Consider the following 16,893-nt stretch of genomic DNA (forward strand, 5'->3'; position numbering starts at 1 on the left):
ACTTGCAGGGATATTTTCAATTGTGCCATCACTATACGTTATTGTACCGACATTGCCAGTAGTTGGATAGGTAACGTATGAAGGCAATATCAGTTTAGCTTGAATATTAGACCAATCTTCATTACCACTTTGATATTTCAAAAGATAATTGACTCCTAATTTATCGCCTGAATTGACCGTCCCATTAGTTTCAACTGTTTTATCCTGAGTGAGATCATCAATTCTTGAAGTTATATCACCTTCAACTAAAGAGGGAATAGATTCAAAAGCAACTAAATTGGGTTCATAGTAATCACCAGTGGTTGCTGTAAATCCCCAGCGGAGTTTATTATTAGGAACAGTCCCGAATAATGACGTATCAACGGGAACAGTCGCACTTTTCGGATCAGTACCTTTTGAACCATCAGGATTCTTATCATCGAAACTATATGTTATATGTTGATCACCAGGGGTCGCATACCAATGAAGTGTTAAGTGGTGCCATTGTCCGTTGATCAAATTAACATTTTGAGCCTCACCATGCGCCATAGAATAATAATATCCACCGCTCAAATAAGTCCCCATGAAGTAACTTGGTTTAGTACCTTGACGATTATAAGTAAGAAAATTTCCCGGCTCTCCGTAAGCAATATGTTGGCCAGTTATATTACTCCCTGAGTCAAAATAATCTGCAGCCCCAGGAGTTGCACTATTATTCACATGAGTATCAAACTCCAAAGCCCAACTGTTTTGAATAGCCGTTTTAGCTAAATCAACATTGGAACTAACATCTCTATCATTATCGACAGCCCAAGTTCCTAAAGTCTCACCACCGGCAATACTTCCATTTTTATTGGAAAATGCTTTGATTCCGGCATCCGAATTCTGCATAACGAATGCCATTCCATCCGCACGTGTCACCCTTGTATCACCAAAATATAGCCACATTGACAACGTTTGATTTTGCCCTAAATCAATATAATTATTGTTTGCTACATTCGACCACATGGCGGCAGTTTCGTTCTTGTAGCTAGTCATTCGAATGGCTCGCAAAACTCCAGTAGTACTAGCACTAGAATTTAGAAGAAGCGCCTTATTGGTTGGATTGCCTGAATACCCGCTAAAATCTCCTGGTACAAATAAGACATTGCCATTCTTGTCTTTAAGTCCCAAGTTATCTGGCGCACTTTGCAATCCTGCAATTACATCATTAAGAGCATCAATAGAAGAATCAGCAAAAGTATTATTTTCAGTCGTCTCGACAAAACAAAGTAATAGTAATAATAAAATAGTTGGCCATATAAATAATCTCTTTTTCATACTAAACCTCTTTTAAAACTTTACATTGCAGAAATAAATCTATCACTTTATATTATAGACCGTAATAAAATTTTTTGTTAAAAACGATATTTATTTCTGATAAAAATATCATAAGTTTTAAAAGGTAAGGATATTTCTACTTAAAAGAGGTCCTGTTACTTAGAGGAATCTACTAATGTCCAAACTATTTTTCCAGAATATAAACCTGCCAGTTCTTGTCCGGTAGCTTTTAATAAGATCCCGGTAGCAGAATTCCAACTATCATTAATATTGGTTATTTGCATATTGTTACCAGTCTTTACTCCATCAGCGATTATAACTGGCGAATTTGTACTAAACTCGTTTTCATGGCTATACGAATCACGAAAAATAATATTGCCAAGAAATTTGGTCGTTCCGCAGAACAATCCCGTACTAGTAGCCGACAGTTGCCATGCTTGACCTGCATCACGGCTATCATTAACTTTGATATCCCAGTCACCATTTCTGGGAATCAGCCGATCTGCAAAGGTTTGATTGACTGTTTTAAAACTGGAATCCTTCACCGTTAATGATAATGAACCTTGTTTTGAAATAATTACCGATACACTATTGGAAATATTACCTGTAGTATCTTTGGCATATAAGGTTAATGTATTTTTTTCTTGAGTCAATTTAGCGTAAGGAACTTGATAAGTCAACTTGCCATCAGTACCACTACTTCCCAATGGAAAGGCCGCCAAGTTGGTTCCGTTTAAGGTGGGATAGATCGTAATTTGAGAATTATTGACCGCCGATCCATCATTATTAGATACTTTGCCGGTTATCTTGGCGGAATCATTTGGATTTACGGTAAGTTCATTTTGATCCACACTCAACAGCAATGGTTTACTCTTAGCGATATAAAAAGGTATGGTATCGACTGACTTAATTAAAACCGGACTGTCAATTACCGAACGAACTTCTGGTACAAGAGTCTGAACGTTGACATTGGGGGCAGTTCCATTGATCGTAATCGTGGCTTTATTCAATGAATTTGACAATGACTTCTTTAATGTAAGATTCAAAGTATGATCTTTAGTTAGACTTGAGGCTGGAATATCTTCGACTGAACCATCACTATAAGTAATCTTGCCAAGGGTCCCGGTAGATGGGTAATTAAGCAGACTTGGTAAAACCAACTTAGCTTGAATATTGGACCAAGCCTTATTACCGCTTTGATAAGTTAATTTATAATTAAGTGCCAGTTTATCAGAAGAATCAACTATTCCATTAGCTTTAACATCTTCATTCTTGGTAATATCTTGAATCGAAGAACTGACATCACCTTCTACTACGGCCGGAATCGATTCAAAAACAACTAAATTAGGCTGGTAGTAGTCACCTGTGGTAGCAGTAAAACCCCAGAGTAATTTATTTTGATTTACTGTACCAAAGATATTGGTATCGATTGGCACATTCTGTTCAATTGGATAATCTCCTTTTGATCCATCCATTTTCTTGTCATTAAAACTATAATGTAAAATCTTTTTGGCTGCGTCCCACTTAATTGTCAAATGGTGCCATAAACCATCTGTTAAAGCGGCGCTTGAAGCATTACCGTGAGCCATAGAGTAATAATATCCGCCATCTTTAAGGTGCCCCAACCAAGTGAAAGTTGGTTTAGTTCCGTATCGTCTATACATTTTAGAATCTCCAGGTTCACCATCAGCAATATGTTGCGAACCGGTAGCAATATTTGCATCAAAGTAGTCAGCGCCTCCTGGAGCAGGATTAGTATTTTTATTACTATCAAACTCAAGTGCCCAACTATTTTGAATGGCTGATTTAGCAAGTGTAATATTACTATCTACACTATAATCCGTATCGACTCCCCAAACACCCAAAGTTTCACCAGCACCAATTTTATTATACAGACTAGAAAAAGCACCTGTACCTTTAGGATCATTTTGGAGTACAAAGGCCATGCCATCACCAGGTTTTACCTTCGCCCTACCAAAATACAGCCACATAGTTAAAGTCTGATCTTTCCCGAGGTCAAAATAATTACTGCCACTCATATTTGACCAGATTGAAGCAGTTTGGCCTTTATTATAAGTCATTCTAATTGCCCGATAAGGATTACTAGCCGAAACTGGACGACCATCGACCGTTTGAAGTTGGGCCAGATTTTTCCCCTTTCCCGTCAAAGTATTGCTTGGATCATCATACTGACTCAAATCTCCAACTGTAAATAAATCACTATTAAGTATCAGTTTATTAGGAGCAATACTCAAACCGTACTCAGCCTCAGCAAGTGCATCTCCAGTCGCATCTGCTGCTACTATCTTAACGTTTAAAAGTATTAATGAAAGCGAAATAAAAACTGCACAACAAACAATCCTCACTCTAAACACTGTTGATACCTCCCTATCCACATCATTGCCATCAAATATAAGTTTTTAATCGATTCGATTATAGCTTTTGTGAATAAAGAAAGATATCATTTTTATATATAAAAACGCAAAAATACCATTATTTTTTAATATAAAATAATGGTATTTTTGTTATATTTTAATATAATTATTTTGTTTTTCTTTCAAAACGTGTATTGAATAATGGACTAACTGGTTCGTTGTCATGAATACGTTTGATAGCTTCACCAATCAGTGGACCTACTGAAACTTGAACCATCTTGTCGATAACTTTTTCCTGAGGAAGATTGATTGAATCTGTTACAACCAATGTCTTAATAGGAGAAGCTTCGATTCTTTCAATAGCTGGGCCGGAAAGGATTGGATGTGTACAACAAGCATAAACTTCTGTAGCTCCAGCGTCGATCAAAGCTTGTGAAGCAAGTGAAATAGTACCGGCAGTATCGATCATATCATCAATAATGATAGCTCGTTTGCCTTTAACATTACCGATAATGTTCATCACTTCGGCAACATTAGCACGAGGACGACGTTTATCAATAATTGCAATTGGGGTCTTCAAAAATTCAGCTAATTTTCTAGCACGTGTAACACCACCATGGTCAGGTGAAACAACCACAGCATCTTCTTCAAGATGATTTGATAAGAAGTAGTCAGCCAATAATGGGGCACCCATCAAGTGATCAACTGGGATATCAAAGAATCCTTGAATTTGGGCAGCATGTAAATCAAGTGCAAGCACACGATCTACGCCGGCACGTTGCAACATGTTAGCAACTAACTTAGCTGTAATTGGTTCACGGGAACGTGATTTACGATCTTGTCGTGCGTAACCGTAGTATGGAATCACCACGTTGATTACTGATGCTGAAGCACGTCTCAAGGCGTCAACCATGATCAAAAGTTCCATTAAATTATCGTTAACTGGAGCTGAAGTTGATTGAATCAAGAAAACTTCGGCACCACGAATACTCTCATCAATATTAATTTGAATTTCACCGTCACTGAAACGTGTAACTGATGATTTACCTAATGGTACACCAACCTCTTTAGCAATTTTTTCAGCTAAAGGCTTGTTTGAATTCAATGCAAAAATCTTCATTGGTCGTTCGTTATTTTGACATGACATTTAATTATTCACCCTTATTTCCATTCTTCACTATTTGACAGAGGTAATCTTTCCCAGAAATCCTCTTTATTTGTTTGTCTTTGACGTGCAATTGCCATTGCATGCTTAGGAATATCATCTGTAATCGTTGAACCTGCAGCGATAAACGAATGATCAGCCATTTCAACTGGAGCAATAATATTAGAGTTGCTGCCAATAAATGAATGGTCGCCGATATTGCTGTGCCATTTCTTGACACCGTCGTAGTTAACAAATACTACACCACAACCGACATTGATATCCGTACCCAAAGTAGCGTCACCAACATATGTTAGATGACCTACCTTAGTCCGATCGCCAATCTTAGCGTTTTTGATTTCACAGAAATTACCGATATGAACATCACGGCCAATCTCTGCTTTTGGTCTAAGATGTGAATTAGGGCCAACATTACTTCCCTTATGCATAATAGCATTTTCAATCGTTGAGCTGATCACTTCAACATTGTCTTGAATCTCAGAATCAGAAATTCTTGAGCCTGAACCGATAACACATTCTGAACCGATCTTAGTTTGACCAAAGATCTTAACATTTGGTTCGATGACAGTATCGTTGCCGATTTCAACATCAACATCGATATAAGTATTATCTGGATCAACGATTGTTACACCGTCGCGCATGTGTTCTTCATTGATTCTTCTCTGCATGATCTTCTCAGCTTTAGATAGAGCAACTCGGTCATTGACACCAAGTGATTCGCTCAAATCAGCCATTTGATAGGCAGAAACTTTTTTACCTTGTTGTTTAAGCAATGAAATCACATCAGGCAAATAGTATTCGCCTTGAGCATTATCATTCTTAACTTTGTGCAAGTTTTCAAATAACAACTTATTATCAAAGCACAAGACACCAGTATTGATTTCTTGAACTTCTTGTTCACTTCTTGAGGCATCCTTTTGTTCAACGATCTTCTCAACATTACCGTTGCCGTCACGAATGATTCGTCCATAACCGAACGGATCATCAGCATGAGCAGTTAAGATTGTTGCTGCAGCGCCTTCTTTTTCATGAAAATCAAACAACTTTTCAAATGTTTCAGATCTAAACAAAGGTGTATCACCAGTAGCCACTAGAGTAATACCATCTTTATCTCCCAAAACATCCTCAGTTTGCAATACAGCATGGCCTGTACCTAATTGTTCTGTTTGCAAGGCATATTTAGTCCGGTCGCCCAATAGTTCTTGAACTTTATCAGCACCATTACCGATAACCGTCTCGATCAAATCTGGCTTAACCTTCTCCACCTGTGTCAACACATGGTCAACCATGGCTCTCCCTGCAACAGGGTGCAAGACTTTATATAGTCTAGACTTCATTCTCGTGCCTTTTCCGGCAGCAAGAATTATTACATAACGATTCGACATCAGAAACTCCCTTCAGTCATTCAAATATCCTTATATATAATAGCATTATTATATATGACTGCTCAATTAAGAATTTACTCAAAATAACTGAAATCGGTATTAGTCAAATAATTTCCTGCTTCAACGTTCAAAATCTTATTTTTTGTATCGATTTTAGTCACTTTAAAAATAGAAGTCACATCTTCATCACTAAACTGACTGTGAATATTAATATTTTCGGCAAAGACGGTCGCACCAACAAAGATAGCGTTAAATTCAGAGATCAAACTACGCAAGCCATTGATCGTACCGCCGCCTTTCATGAAGTCATCAACTACTAACACCCGTGAGCCTTCATCAAGACTTCGTTTAGAAAGTTCCATCTTTTCCACTCGGTCCGATGAACCAGACGCATAGTTGACACTAATTGTTGAACCTTCTGTGATCTTTGAATCACGACGGACCATAACAAATGGAATATTTAAGAAATTAGCGACACTTTGGGCAATTGGTATACCTTTTGTGGCAACTGTCATGACGACATCAATTGAACTCTGTGAGTACTGTGTAGCAATCATGCGGCCAACAGTTCTCAACAGCTCCGGATCAGCCAATAAATCTGTCAAATATAAATACCCTCCGGGCAGAATTCTATTGGGTTCGACTAAGCGTTTGGCAGTACTCTCAACAAATTCAGTCGCTTCTTTTTTGGAAATTCCCGGTGTGAAAATTACTCCCCCACCAGCTCCAGGTAAAGTTTCAAGAACTCCGATTCCCCGAATCATAAAAGTTCTTCTCAAAATACCTAAATCCTCAGAAATTGATGACTTGGCTGATTCGTAACGATCTGCAAAAAATGCCAAAGAAATCAAGGTATGTGGTCGTTCTAATAAATAGCGAGTCATGTCAATTAAACGTTCGCTTCTTCGTGTTTTCATCTTTTTTTCTCCTAAAAACATATCTACCTACAAGATTATAAAGCAAAACAATGAACAATTCATGTTTTTTTCGAACCAAGTCAATAGATTATCTTAACTTTCACAAAAAAAGACCTCTGATTCGATGTGTGAAATCAGAGGTTATTCAAAATCAATGTTCAAAGACTGACAATATCTTGTGTGTCTTCAAATTAACAAAAGCTTATTATAACTATTCAGCTTCAGCTTCAGTTTCAGCGTCTGAAGCAGCTTCAGCGGGTTCTTCACCATCAAATTGAATATCAATTGACTTTGTTAACAAATCAGCATAGCTGTATGAAACACGTTCAAAAGAATTTTCATTTTGATCCAAATCTACGACAAATACTGAATGGAACGTTTCTGCTAAAGTTCCCCGGCGACGGACAACTTTCTTACGACCTGCTTGTGCGACAATGGTCAAATTCTCACCTAAGTGTGAATCTAGTCGACTTTTAATTGTCTTTAATGATGTTGGCATTATAATAATCACTCCTTAGGAGTGAAATTTTACCACGTTTTTGTGAAAATTTCAACAAAATCTTGAGGTAGTTAACCTTTTACTTAGCAAACTCTACGGCCATCTGTTTAAATTGATCGATTGAAACTTGCTCTGCACGGGCATTTTCAGCAATTCCACATTTTTCAAAAACATTTTTTATTTTTTCACGATTTTCATCGGTACGGCCTAGCCAATTCAATAAATTATTCATTAAACTCTTACGTTTTTGCATAAAAGCTGAACGTACCAATTTATTGAAAAAGATTGGATCTGCGATATCAATCTGCTCTTTGGGTAATCGATCAAGCACTGCGACCGCTGAATCAACTTTGGGACGAGGAATGAATGACTTGCTACCGACAATCCGGTCGATTCTAGCATTCATTTGCGTTTGGACGGCGATCGACAAGGAACCATATTCACGATGTCCTGGATTAGCAGTGATTCTTTCAGCAACTTCCTTTTGCATCATCAGTACTAAGGATTGGAATGGATAGTCACTTTCAATCAAGTTCAACATAATCGGTGTCGTAATGTAATAAGGCAAATTAGCTACAACTTTGATTGTTTTACCTACTAAATCATGGTCTTTAACAAATTGATCAAGATCGACTTTTAAAATATCTTGATTGATCACATCGATATTTTCGTAATATTGCAATGTATCGGCTAAAACTGGTATCAAACTATCATCGATTTCAAAAGCATAGACGTGTTCGGCTACTTGAGCTAATTTTTCCGTCAAGGCACCGATACCAGGTCCAATTTCAATGGCAATCTCATCAGATTTTAATCCAGATGCATCAACAATATCGTCTAAAACTTTTTCATTGGTTAAGAAATTTTGTCCTAAACTTTTCTTTGCACGCAATTTATATTTACGCATGATGTCATTCGTACGAATAGGATCAGCAATACTTAATCTATTTTGTGTCATGAGTACTTCCTTTATCAAAATTTTTAACCGCTGCTAACAAATCTTTCGGTGCCACTTGAAACATATTCAAACGATTCAAAAACTGTTTCGCATTCGTGTAGCCTATCTTCAACTCGGAACCAACGAATAAGCGCCGCTGATGAGAATCAGTTCGTCCAATCAGTCCTAAATTAACCATATCAGATTGGTCGTAATCCTTAAAATCACTTTCAGTTTGCGTATAAACAGCTGCTAATGCGGATTTGATATCTTCGTCTTTAGCATGTTCGATACCTAGACTGCCATCACTATGCTTAGGAACGGCTTTGTTACGGGGCAAAAAGGCCTGTTTAGCATCAGGGACCGCCTTTTGAATGATGGTGCGCAAACGGTTGCCGTTAAAGTCTGGATCAGTAAAGATAATCACGCCACGTTTTTTTTGAGCTGCTTTGATTCTAGCAATTGTTTCTTGACTGATAGCTGAGCCAGTCGTTTCAATCGTGTCGACGCCTAAGTCTCCAAAGCAATCTTTTAGGCGATTGGTGTCCGACTTACCTTCAACTACGATAATCTCTTTTATTTTTTTCATACTGGTAGATTATACACTTGGTGAGCATTATTGAAAGTCCGTTCAGCAATCTCATTCGGTGCAATATCCTTATATTTGGCAATCGCATCGACCACATATCTCGTATAAGCTGGTTGATTAGCATGTCCACGATAAGGCTCGGGAGTTAAATAAGGGGCGTCTGTTTCAACTAATAGGCGATCTAAGGGCGTATTCTTTGCCGATTCATGAACTTCTGGAGCATTCTTAAAAGAAACGACTCCACTGTATGAAATCCACAAACCTAAGTCCAAGAACTTATTCAGCCATTTAAGATCACCGTTGAAACTGTGCATGATGATACCGGACTTCGACATATCATGGTCTTTCAAAATACGATACATATCATCAAACGCATCACGACAATGAATTGAGACTGGCATGTTATATTGTTGAGCAACATCGAGTTGTTGAATCAAGACCTTTTGTTGAATCTTTGGATCTGGATCTTCTTCCCAATGATAATCGAGACCAATTTCACCAATAGCAACTACCTCGGGTAGCTGGATTTGATTGATCAGCTGCGTTTGATTATACTCTTCAGCAAATTCTGGATGCCAGCCAACAACGGCATGCAATGGTTGGTAATTTTGGGCTAGTCGAATCGCATCGAGGTTAAATTGTTCGTTTGAACCGATAATAGCCATCTCAACAACATCTAATTCCTTTGCATTATCAATGAACTGTTGCGTCTTACCTGCAAAAGCCTCGTCATTTAAATGTGTATGCGTATCAAAGATTTTCATTAGCCTAAAATAGCTCCATTTTTGTGTGAATCATCAACGATTGCCAGTTTGACTTCATCACCCTTTTCAGTTGAAAGCAACATACCGTTACTCCATTCGCCAACCATCCGACGAGGCTTCAAGTTAACAACTGCCAGCACTTTCTTACCGATCAATTCTTTGTAGTTAGGATAGAATTTGTGCATTCCTGAAAGGATCTGACGGTCAACGCCTGAACCATCGTCTAGTTTGAATTGCAACAATTTACTTGAGTTTTCAACCGGTTTAACGTCAAGAATTTCTGTTACGACCATCTTAACTTTGGCAAAATCATCGAATTCGATTTCTTTAGGGAATTCGTCATCTTCTTCTGCTTGTTCTTTAGCTTTAGCTTGAGCAGATTTACTCAACTTGCCAGTACCATGCTTAGCTTGTTCTTCTGCCATCTTGCCTTTAATGTAATTAACTTCTTCTTCAGCATCAAGACGTGGGAAGATTGGTTCTGGTTTGTCGGTTACAGTCTTGCCAACTACTGTGTCGCCAAATTCAAGTGACTTATCATGATCATAATCAAGTCCTAATTGGGCAAACATCTTAACAGGTGATTGAGTCATTACTGGGCTGATCAAAAGGGCAATTAAACGCAATGATTCAGCTAAATGACCAAGAACTGATTGTAATTCAGCCTTCTTAGCTTCATCTTTTGCCAAAACCCATGGTTGTGTTTCGTCAATATACTTGTTAGCACGTCCAATGAATGACCAAACGCTAGCTAATGCATCGGGAAATTCAAACTTATCCATGTGTTCACGATAAGCTACTAATGTCTTGGCATATTCTGCTTCAAGATCCTTATCAAGTTCAGTAGCTGCTTTGACAGTTACGATCTTACCATCGTCATATTTATTGATCATTGAAATAGTTCTGTTCAATAAATTACCTAAATCGTTAGCGAGGTCATAATTGATCTTGTCGACATAATCTTCGGGTGTGAAGACACCATCACTACCAAATGGTATAGCTCGCATTAGATAATAGCGTAGTGAATCCAAACCATATCTAGAAACTAACATCTCTGGATAGACAACATTACCTTTCGACTTAGACATCTTACCGTGTCTCATCAACAACCAGCCATGACCAAAGACTTGCTTAGGCAAATCAATCCCTAAAGCCATCAAAATAATTGGCCAATAGATAGTGTGGAAACGGACGATTTCCTTACCGACAAATTGAACATTAGCAGGCCAGTATTTATTGAAGAGTGATTCATCATCACTGCCATATCCTAGAGCTGTAATATAGTTCAAAAGTGCATCGACCCATACATAAACCACGTGCTCTGGATTACTTGGAATTTGTACGCCCCAATTGAAAGTAGTTCTAGAAATAGCTAGATCTTCCAATCCTGGCTTAATGAAATTATTGATCATTTCATTCTTACGAATCTCTGGTTCGATGAAAGTTGGATTATCTTCGTAATACTTCAATAAACGGTCAGCATATTTGCTCATCTTAAAGAAGTAGCAAGGCTCTTTAACCAATTGAACTTCGTGACCAGAAGGAGCTTTCCCACCGATAACATTACCGTCATCATCATGATAAACTTCAGCCATTTGTGATTCGGTGAAGTATTCTTCATCATCGACTGAATACCAGCCTTTGTATTCGCCTAAATAAATATCCCCTTGTTTAATCAGACGTTCAATGATCTTTTGAACTGCTTTAACGTGATAGTCATCAGTCGTACGAATGAACTTGTCATTTGAGATATCAAGCTTCTTCCAAAGCTCTTTGATTCCTTTAGCCATCATGTCCACGTATTCTTGTGGCTCCATGTGTTTTTCTTCAGCTTTTTGTTCGATCTTGAGACCATGTTCATCAGTTCCCGTTAAGAAGAACACATCATAGCCTTCATTACGTTTATAACGAGCCAACGTGTCCGCTGCGATCGTTGTATATGAGTTCCCAATTGTTAATTTTCCAGATGGATAATAAATGGGTGTTGTGATATAAAAAGTCTTTTTCTCTTCAGTCAATATATTAACCTCCACCGCTACTAAATTGATATTAAGTATAGCATTTTTTTAAATTTGTGAAAAAACGTTCGTGGCATCGTCTGCGATAGCCAAAATAGATGAATCAAGGTTTAAATCTTCTTTATTAATGACAACCAATTTAGCTTGGGGTGAACTGTACTCTAATAATCCTGCAAATGGATAAACTTTGAAACTAGTTCCGACAACTACTAAAAGATCAGCTTTTTGAACTGCTAAGGCCGCATTTTGAAAATTCTTTGGATTGATATTCTCACCATATAAGACAGTTGTCCCCGGACGAATGATCCCGTTGTCCTCATGATGGCGAAAATCCTTTAAATAATACTTGTAATCAAACTCTTTGCCACAAGTTAGGCAATGAATATTATCGTATAAATTACCATGAAATTCTACGACATTTTTTGCCCCAGCCTTCGTATGCAGTTTGTCAACATTTTGCGTGACGATTGCACCTTTTTGATTGCTGATCTCGGCCATTTTTTGATGAATGATATTCGGTTGTGCGTCAGGAAAATACATATTTTCGACCACGAACTCATGAAAGATATCCGGATGTTTGACCAAATTATCATGGCTCAACATATATTCAGGTGGAAAATTGTAGTTCTTGCGCTTGTACAACCCATTTTTTGAACGATAATCAGGAATCCCTGATGGTACGGAAACGCCGGCACCAGTTAGAAAAGTTACAAACTTAGCTTGTGCTAACAATTCTTTAAACTCTTCAATTTTATCGGACATTATTTTCTCCTATCTTATTAAATAATCAGTTCCTTGTTCCTTAAAAACTTGTTCAACTGTATATTGATAGAAAGTTTTGTAAAATTCGGGGGTGACTTTATTAGGGTCAAGATTCAAAGTGGCCACGCTTTGACCATCGTTGATGCTGATCAGAGCAAAGCCGTCTCGACCAGTAGCCCGGTTCTTATATTCGGAATGCTTGATCTGATAGACTTGGTTCAAACTCAAACGTAATTGACGCTTGGATACGACCGGTGTGACGTTCAAGAAAGTATGGAAATGCATTCCTTGATAACCGTTGGAAATAATAATTTCATTATAAGCATCGAGACTATTAACCAAAGCTCTTCTGAATTGGAAGGGAACCGTCAAGTCGTTTTCTTCAACAATTTTAGCCATCTTCAAAGCATACTTAAATGATGTAGGAAATTCGTCTTTCCATTTATCATCTAAAGCATGTTCACCGAAAATCATTCCATCGAACATGATTACAGTCCGGAAGAAACGCATATTGGCATTATCTAACGAAACGTTAGGATGTAAAGCTATTTCAAGGCCCTTCAAGTATTCGGCCTTGACTTCATCCGTCAAAGTTTGATCAGCTTTTTGACGCTTTAAAACCGTAACGTGTTCCAAAGTCTCGAAGACTGAATTAGCAATCGCCAGAACTCTCTCATCACGCTCACGTTGACCAGTCGTCACTGCAGAGGAAATATTTGGCTCATCGGAGAATTCCAATTCAATATGATGTAACTCGTGACTCAAGACGAAATCGGCATATTTTTCATTAGTAATTACAACCTTAACGAGATCTTGATCCACAGTATGATTAGCTTGATCTAATGTTAAAAGTTTTTGTGGTTCGAATTGGGAATATATCTCAATTTTCTTATTATATTGTTGTTCAATGTTTTCAACCTGTTCTACAATGAAATCAGGCAATTCATTAAGATTTATTTGTTGCATTATTATTACCTCATATAAAGGAGATTTTTGTATGGAAATAAAAGTAGACTTACCTAACAACTTATTGCCAGACAAATATGGTAAATACGCTGCTCCAGATGATATAAAAAATGGGAAACCGGTTATCAGTTTCCCAATTAAATTATCAGATATTCCAGCAGACGCAAAAACTATTGCTTTGACTTTTACTGATCCTGACTCCATTCCAGTTTGTGGATTTGAATGGATTCACTGGACAGCCGCAAATATTCCTAGTTCACAAGTTGAGATACCTGAGAACTTCAGTCAAATTGCCAATAAACCAGTCGTTCAAGGCAAAAATAGTTCTGCCAGTCCATTACTAGATGGTCCTAAAGATGTGGCCACAGGTTACAACGGACCTTATCCACCTGATCAAACCCATGATTACGTACTCAAGGTATTTGCTCTAGATGACAATCTTGATTTGGAAAATGGTTTCTGGATGAACGAACTACTGCACAAGATGGACGGACACATTTTAGCTTCTGCTAAGATGACTATTCCAAGCCGTGCATAATTATCATTTATCTTGAAGATTCATTTTGTGAAAATAACTAAAGACATAACCTTCTCTAACGCCGAAATTCGAAAAACGAATTTCTTTAGAGGGGGTTTTTTTAATAATCTCAGAAATTATTAAAATGCCTCCCAAAATAACTTCGTATCTACCATCGCTCAATTCTTTGATTTGACTTCGTTCTTCAAGAGAAGCGTGAATCAATTTATCAAAGAGTTCGTCGATTTGGTCACACGAAATAACTGAATTGTGCAAGGTTTTTTTATTTTTACCTTCACGATTCAAAATACTCGTCACAGCGCGCAAAGTACCACCAAGGCCAACAAAGGTTGCTGGCGCACTCATCCAGTGCAGGTCTTCTAAACGCTGAGCGATATCTTTTCTTGCTGCTTGTAATTTTTCTGCTTGGATTGGATCACTCGCTAAATACAAATCAGAAATTGAAATGGCCCCGATTGGAATACTCAAACCATGTTTGAGCCGACCTTTCTTAGCCAAACTAATTTCACTGCTTCCGCCACCAACATCAACGATCAACGCATCTTTGATCCGCATCGTACTTCTCACTGCAACGTAATCATAGTATGCTTCTTCTTTTTCGTTAATGATCTCTAGTCTTAAGCCTGTTTCTTTGAGAACAGCAAAGATCAATTGCTCCTGGTTCTTAGCCATTCTAACAGCGGCAGTGGCAATCAAGCTGATTCGATCAACTTGGTATCTTTCAATTCGAATTTGAAATTTCTTTAAAACATCAATTGTTTCTTCAATTTGATCGTTGGTCAAGAGTCGACTTTGAGTAATAGATTTTCCTAGTCTCACTGGTTCACGCCAACGGTCTAAAGTTTTAAAACGATTCTTTTTTGAAGATCTGTACACTGATGTTCTAATGGAGTTAGATCCAATTTCTATAACTGCTAACTTCAAATCTACATCACATCCCATTGTACCAATTATATAAAAAAATAGACCTACATAGTAGGTCTATTTTAAGAAAGCTAAGAAATAAGTTCATTCTTTAATTGTTTACGGTGATTAAAGAACTGTTTATAGCCCAAGTAACAAGAAATAATCGATCCAATACTTGTTCCTGATAGTAACATAAAAGTTACCATAATTTGGTATTTGATGGCCTTAACTGGATCAACTCCAGCAAAAATCAAACCGGACATCATTCCAGGCAAACTAACTAATCCCAGTGTTTTGATCGAATCGATGGTTGGTTGCATTCCACTCTTAATTGAATCACGCAAAATATCTAACGAAGCTAATTTCACATCTGCTCCCAAAGCCAATTTTTCCAAAACTTGTTGATGACGATCTGTATAGGTCTGTTTCATATTCCGATAACATAACCCAATCGCCACCATAATATTGCTGGCAATCATTCCGGTTACAGGAACGATCTGTTCAGGAACAAACTTGATTGAACCAGTCAGAACTAATGTCGCCAAAGTAATAGTTGTCCCCACAAAGATAGCTAACAACGACGATTGAAAGGCTTTAGGAATACCGTTACCACGTTTACCTGCGTTCCAAGAAGCATTGCCGACAATAATCAAAAAGCAGGCCAAGGTGAGCCAAATGTCATTAGCTTTGATCACGAATTTTAAAATATATCCAACGATCGACAATTGAACGATAGCCCGCACAACGCCAATAATAATATCTTTATCAATATGTAACTTTTCTACGTAGCCAATAATCAGAGCCACTAAAACCAAGACAAATCCTAATGCTAAGGTTGAATTAGAAACCGTTAAATTAGTCATTTACAAGCTCTCCTCCCTTAATTGTCACCGTATCAGCCGAATCGTCAATTTCGGTTTCGTCATGTGTAACTCGCAGAATCGTGAGTCCTTGTTGATTGAAGTCATTTAACATCTTATGGACAATGTTTTTATTTTCAGCATCCAGACCAGCAGTAACTTCATCCGTTATCAAAACTTCTGGTTGAAACAACAAATTACGCAACAAAGCGATCCGTTGTTTTTCGCCTCCAGAAACATCATTGACGCTCTTGTCTAAATAATCCGATTCCAGATTGACCATTTTCAAGTACTGATCAACCTTACTTTCATCAAATTGTTGATTACGAACTTCAAATGGAAACATCAAATTATCACGGACTGTCTTTCCAAATAGTGTTGGCTGCTGAAAGGCATATGAGACTTTTCGCCGATATTGAGTTGGCTCTAAAGTTTCAATATCATCCCCTTGAAAAAGCACCTTTCCTGAAGTAGGACTGATCATCGAAGCCAAGATCCGCATCAAGGTACTCTTCCCACTCCCAGACGGCCCAATAAAAGTCAGGTATTGGCCTTGTTCGATGTCTAAATTAATGTTTTTTAAAATCTTTGTCTCACCGACTTGATAAAAAAGTTCATTCACTTCAAATATCTTAGACAAAATATCGCCTCCCATTTCTCACAATTAATTATCAACATAAATGCAACAGACTCCTAATGATTAGCTTACAAAAAGCAATGTTTACGCTGCCACTATTATTACAAGTATCTTAACTCATTTTATACCCTCCGTTTCGTCTATTTCACAAAAAAGTTCTATATGCCTTATCAATAAAGACTTCTCAAAAAAAGTCCTGAATATCGTCGTTTCAAATATTTTTGTTGAGAGCCAAAAAAAATTAGGATATAGCCGAACAAAATAGAAAGGACAGAA

General features: G+C 37.6%; 15 protein-coding genes and 1 pseudogene. 1 reads left to right on the forward strand and 15 read right to left on the reverse strand.

Features of this window, described 5'->3' with window-relative positions; genetic code table 11:
• The 12 genes and pseudogenes from ACG72T_RS00005 to ACG72T_RS00060 form a co-directional block, all read right to left on the reverse strand.
• A pseudogene (locus ACG72T_RS00005) lies at window positions 1-1,299 on the reverse strand (hypothetical protein); the annotation flags it as partial.
• Between the two features lie 155 nt (window positions 1,300-1,454).
• A complete protein-coding gene (locus ACG72T_RS00010; protein ID WP_395263886.1) occupies window positions 1,455-3,674 on the reverse strand; it encodes a hypothetical protein in 2,220 nt (739 codons plus the stop codon).
• A 166-nt stretch (window positions 3,675-3,840) separates the two neighbouring features.
• Entirely contained in the window at window positions 3,841-4,821 is a 981-nt protein-coding gene (locus ACG72T_RS00015; protein ID WP_395263887.1) for a ribose-phosphate diphosphokinase, read from the reverse strand.
• 14 nt (window positions 4,822-4,835) lie between these two features.
• The gene (gene glmU / locus ACG72T_RS00020) at window positions 4,836-6,224 is read right to left on the reverse strand and encodes a bifunctional UDP-N-acetylglucosamine diphosphorylase/glucosamine-1-phosphate N-acetyltransferase GlmU (RefSeq protein WP_395263888.1); all 1,389 of its coding nucleotides are present in this window, start codon (window positions 6,222-6,224) and stop codon (window positions 4,836-4,838) included.
• 74 nt (window positions 6,225-6,298) lie between these two features.
• A complete protein-coding gene (gene purR, locus ACG72T_RS00025; RefSeq protein WP_395263889.1) occupies window positions 6,299-7,141 on the reverse strand; it encodes a pur operon repressor in 843 nt (280 codons plus the stop codon).
• A 211-nt stretch (window positions 7,142-7,352) separates the two neighbouring features.
• Window positions 7,353-7,640 (reverse strand): Veg family protein, encoded by a 288-nt coding sequence (locus tag ACG72T_RS00030; RefSeq protein ID WP_395263890.1) that lies wholly within the window; start codon window positions 7,638-7,640, stop codon window positions 7,353-7,355.
• Window positions 7,641-7,719: 79 nt separating this feature from the next.
• On the reverse strand, window positions 7,720-8,598 hold the full coding sequence (gene rsmA, locus ACG72T_RS00035; protein ID WP_395263891.1) for a 16S rRNA (adenine(1518)-N(6)/adenine(1519)-N(6))-dimethyltransferase RsmA: 879 nt from the start codon (window positions 8,596-8,598) through the stop codon (window positions 7,720-7,722).
• On the reverse strand, window positions 8,585-9,166 hold the full coding sequence (gene rnmV, locus ACG72T_RS00040; protein ID WP_395263892.1) for a ribonuclease M5: 582 nt from the start codon (window positions 9,164-9,166) through the stop codon (window positions 8,585-8,587). The genes rsmA and rnmV overlap by 14 nt, the downstream gene beginning before the upstream one ends.
• On the reverse strand, window positions 9,163-9,930 hold the full coding sequence (locus tag ACG72T_RS00045) for a TatD family hydrolase (RefSeq protein ID WP_395263893.1): 768 nt from the start codon (window positions 9,928-9,930) through the stop codon (window positions 9,163-9,165). The genes rnmV and ACG72T_RS00045 overlap by 4 nt, the downstream gene beginning before the upstream one ends.
• Window positions 9,930-11,948, reverse strand: coding sequence for a methionine--tRNA ligase (gene metG, locus ACG72T_RS00050; protein WP_395263894.1), 2,019 nt, complete (start codon window positions 11,946-11,948; stop codon window positions 9,930-9,932). Before metG ends, ACG72T_RS00045 begins: the two co-directional genes overlap by 1 nt.
• A 48-nt stretch (window positions 11,949-11,996) precedes the next feature.
• Window positions 11,997-12,698 (reverse strand): NAD-dependent protein deacylase, encoded by a 702-nt coding sequence (locus tag ACG72T_RS00055; protein WP_395264163.1) that lies wholly within the window; start codon window positions 12,696-12,698, stop codon window positions 11,997-11,999.
• A 21-nt stretch (window positions 12,699-12,719) separates the two neighbouring features.
• Window positions 12,720-13,676 carry a hypothetical protein gene (locus ACG72T_RS00060; protein WP_395263895.1) on the reverse strand — a complete coding sequence of 319 codons (957 nt, stop codon included), beginning with the start codon at window positions 13,674-13,676 and terminating at the stop codon, window positions 12,720-12,722.
• Window positions 13,677-13,707: 31 nt separating this feature from the next.
• Here ACG72T_RS00060 and ACG72T_RS00065 point away from each other — a divergent pair, with 31 nt between their 5' ends.
• Window positions 13,708-14,214: a YbhB/YbcL family Raf kinase inhibitor-like protein gene (locus ACG72T_RS00065; protein WP_395263896.1), complete on the forward strand. Its 507-nt coding sequence runs from the start codon at window positions 13,708-13,710 to the stop codon at window positions 14,212-14,214.
• Between the two features lie 3 nt (window positions 14,215-14,217).
• Here the strand turns inward: ACG72T_RS00065 and ACG72T_RS00070 are convergent, their stop codons facing one another.
• The 3 genes from ACG72T_RS00070 to ACG72T_RS00080 all read right to left on the reverse strand — a co-directional run bounded on the left by ACG72T_RS00070 (window position 14,218) and on the right by ACG72T_RS00080 (window position 16,620).
• On the reverse strand, window positions 14,218-15,138 hold the full coding sequence (locus ACG72T_RS00070; protein WP_395263897.1) for an exopolyphosphatase: 921 nt from the start codon (window positions 15,136-15,138) through the stop codon (window positions 14,218-14,220).
• Window positions 15,139-15,209: 71 nt separating this feature from the next.
• A complete protein-coding gene (locus tag ACG72T_RS00075) occupies window positions 15,210-15,983 on the reverse strand; it encodes an ABC transporter permease (protein ID WP_395263898.1) in 774 nt (257 codons plus the stop codon).
• Complete coding sequence (locus ACG72T_RS00080) at window positions 15,976-16,620, reverse strand: ATP-binding cassette domain-containing protein (RefSeq protein ID WP_395263899.1); 645 nt, start codon at window positions 16,618-16,620, stop codon at window positions 15,976-15,978. The genes ACG72T_RS00075 and ACG72T_RS00080 overlap by 8 nt, the downstream gene beginning before the upstream one ends.
• Window positions 16,621-16,893: the final 273 nt, after the last annotated feature.

Origin of the sequence: Companilactobacillus sp. FL22-1 (assembly GCF_043951805.1) — a bacterium.
In the GTDB taxonomy this organism is placed as follows: Bacteria; Bacillota; Bacilli; order Lactobacillales; family Lactobacillaceae; genus Companilactobacillus.

Coding starts and splice junctions, on each gene's coding strand:
- ACG72T_RS00015 (WP_395263887.1), bottom strand. CDS start 4,821: ATGTCATGTCAAAATAACGAACGACCAATGAAGATTTTTGCATTGAAT.
- glmU (WP_395263888.1), bottom strand. CDS start 6,224: ATGTCGAATCGTTATGTAATAATTCTTGCTGCCGGAAAAGGCACGAGA.
- purR (WP_395263889.1), bottom strand. CDS start 7,141: ATGAAAACACGAAGAAGCGAACGTTTAATTGACATGACTCGCTATTTA.
- ACG72T_RS00030 (WP_395263890.1), bottom strand. CDS start 7,640: ATGCCAACATCATTAAAGACAATTAAAAGTCGACTAGATTCACACTTA.
- rsmA (WP_395263891.1), bottom strand. CDS start 8,598: ATGACACAAAATAGATTAAGTATTGCTGATCCTATTCGTACGAATGAC.
- rnmV (WP_395263892.1), bottom strand. CDS start 9,166: ATGAAAAAAATAAAAGAGATTATCGTAGTTGAAGGTAAGTCGGACACC.
- ACG72T_RS00045 (WP_395263893.1), bottom strand. CDS start 9,930: ATGAAAATCTTTGATACGCATACACATTTAAATGACGAGGCTTTTGCA.
- ACG72T_RS00060 (WP_395263895.1), bottom strand. CDS start 13,676: ATGCAACAAATAAATCTTAATGAATTGCCTGATTTCATTGTAGAACAG.
- ACG72T_RS00065 (WP_395263896.1), top strand. CDS start 13,708: ATGGAAATAAAAGTAGACTTACCTAACAACTTATTGCCAGACAAATAT.
- ACG72T_RS00075 (WP_395263898.1), bottom strand. CDS start 15,983: ATGACTAATTTAACGGTTTCTAATTCAACCTTAGCATTAGGATTTGTC.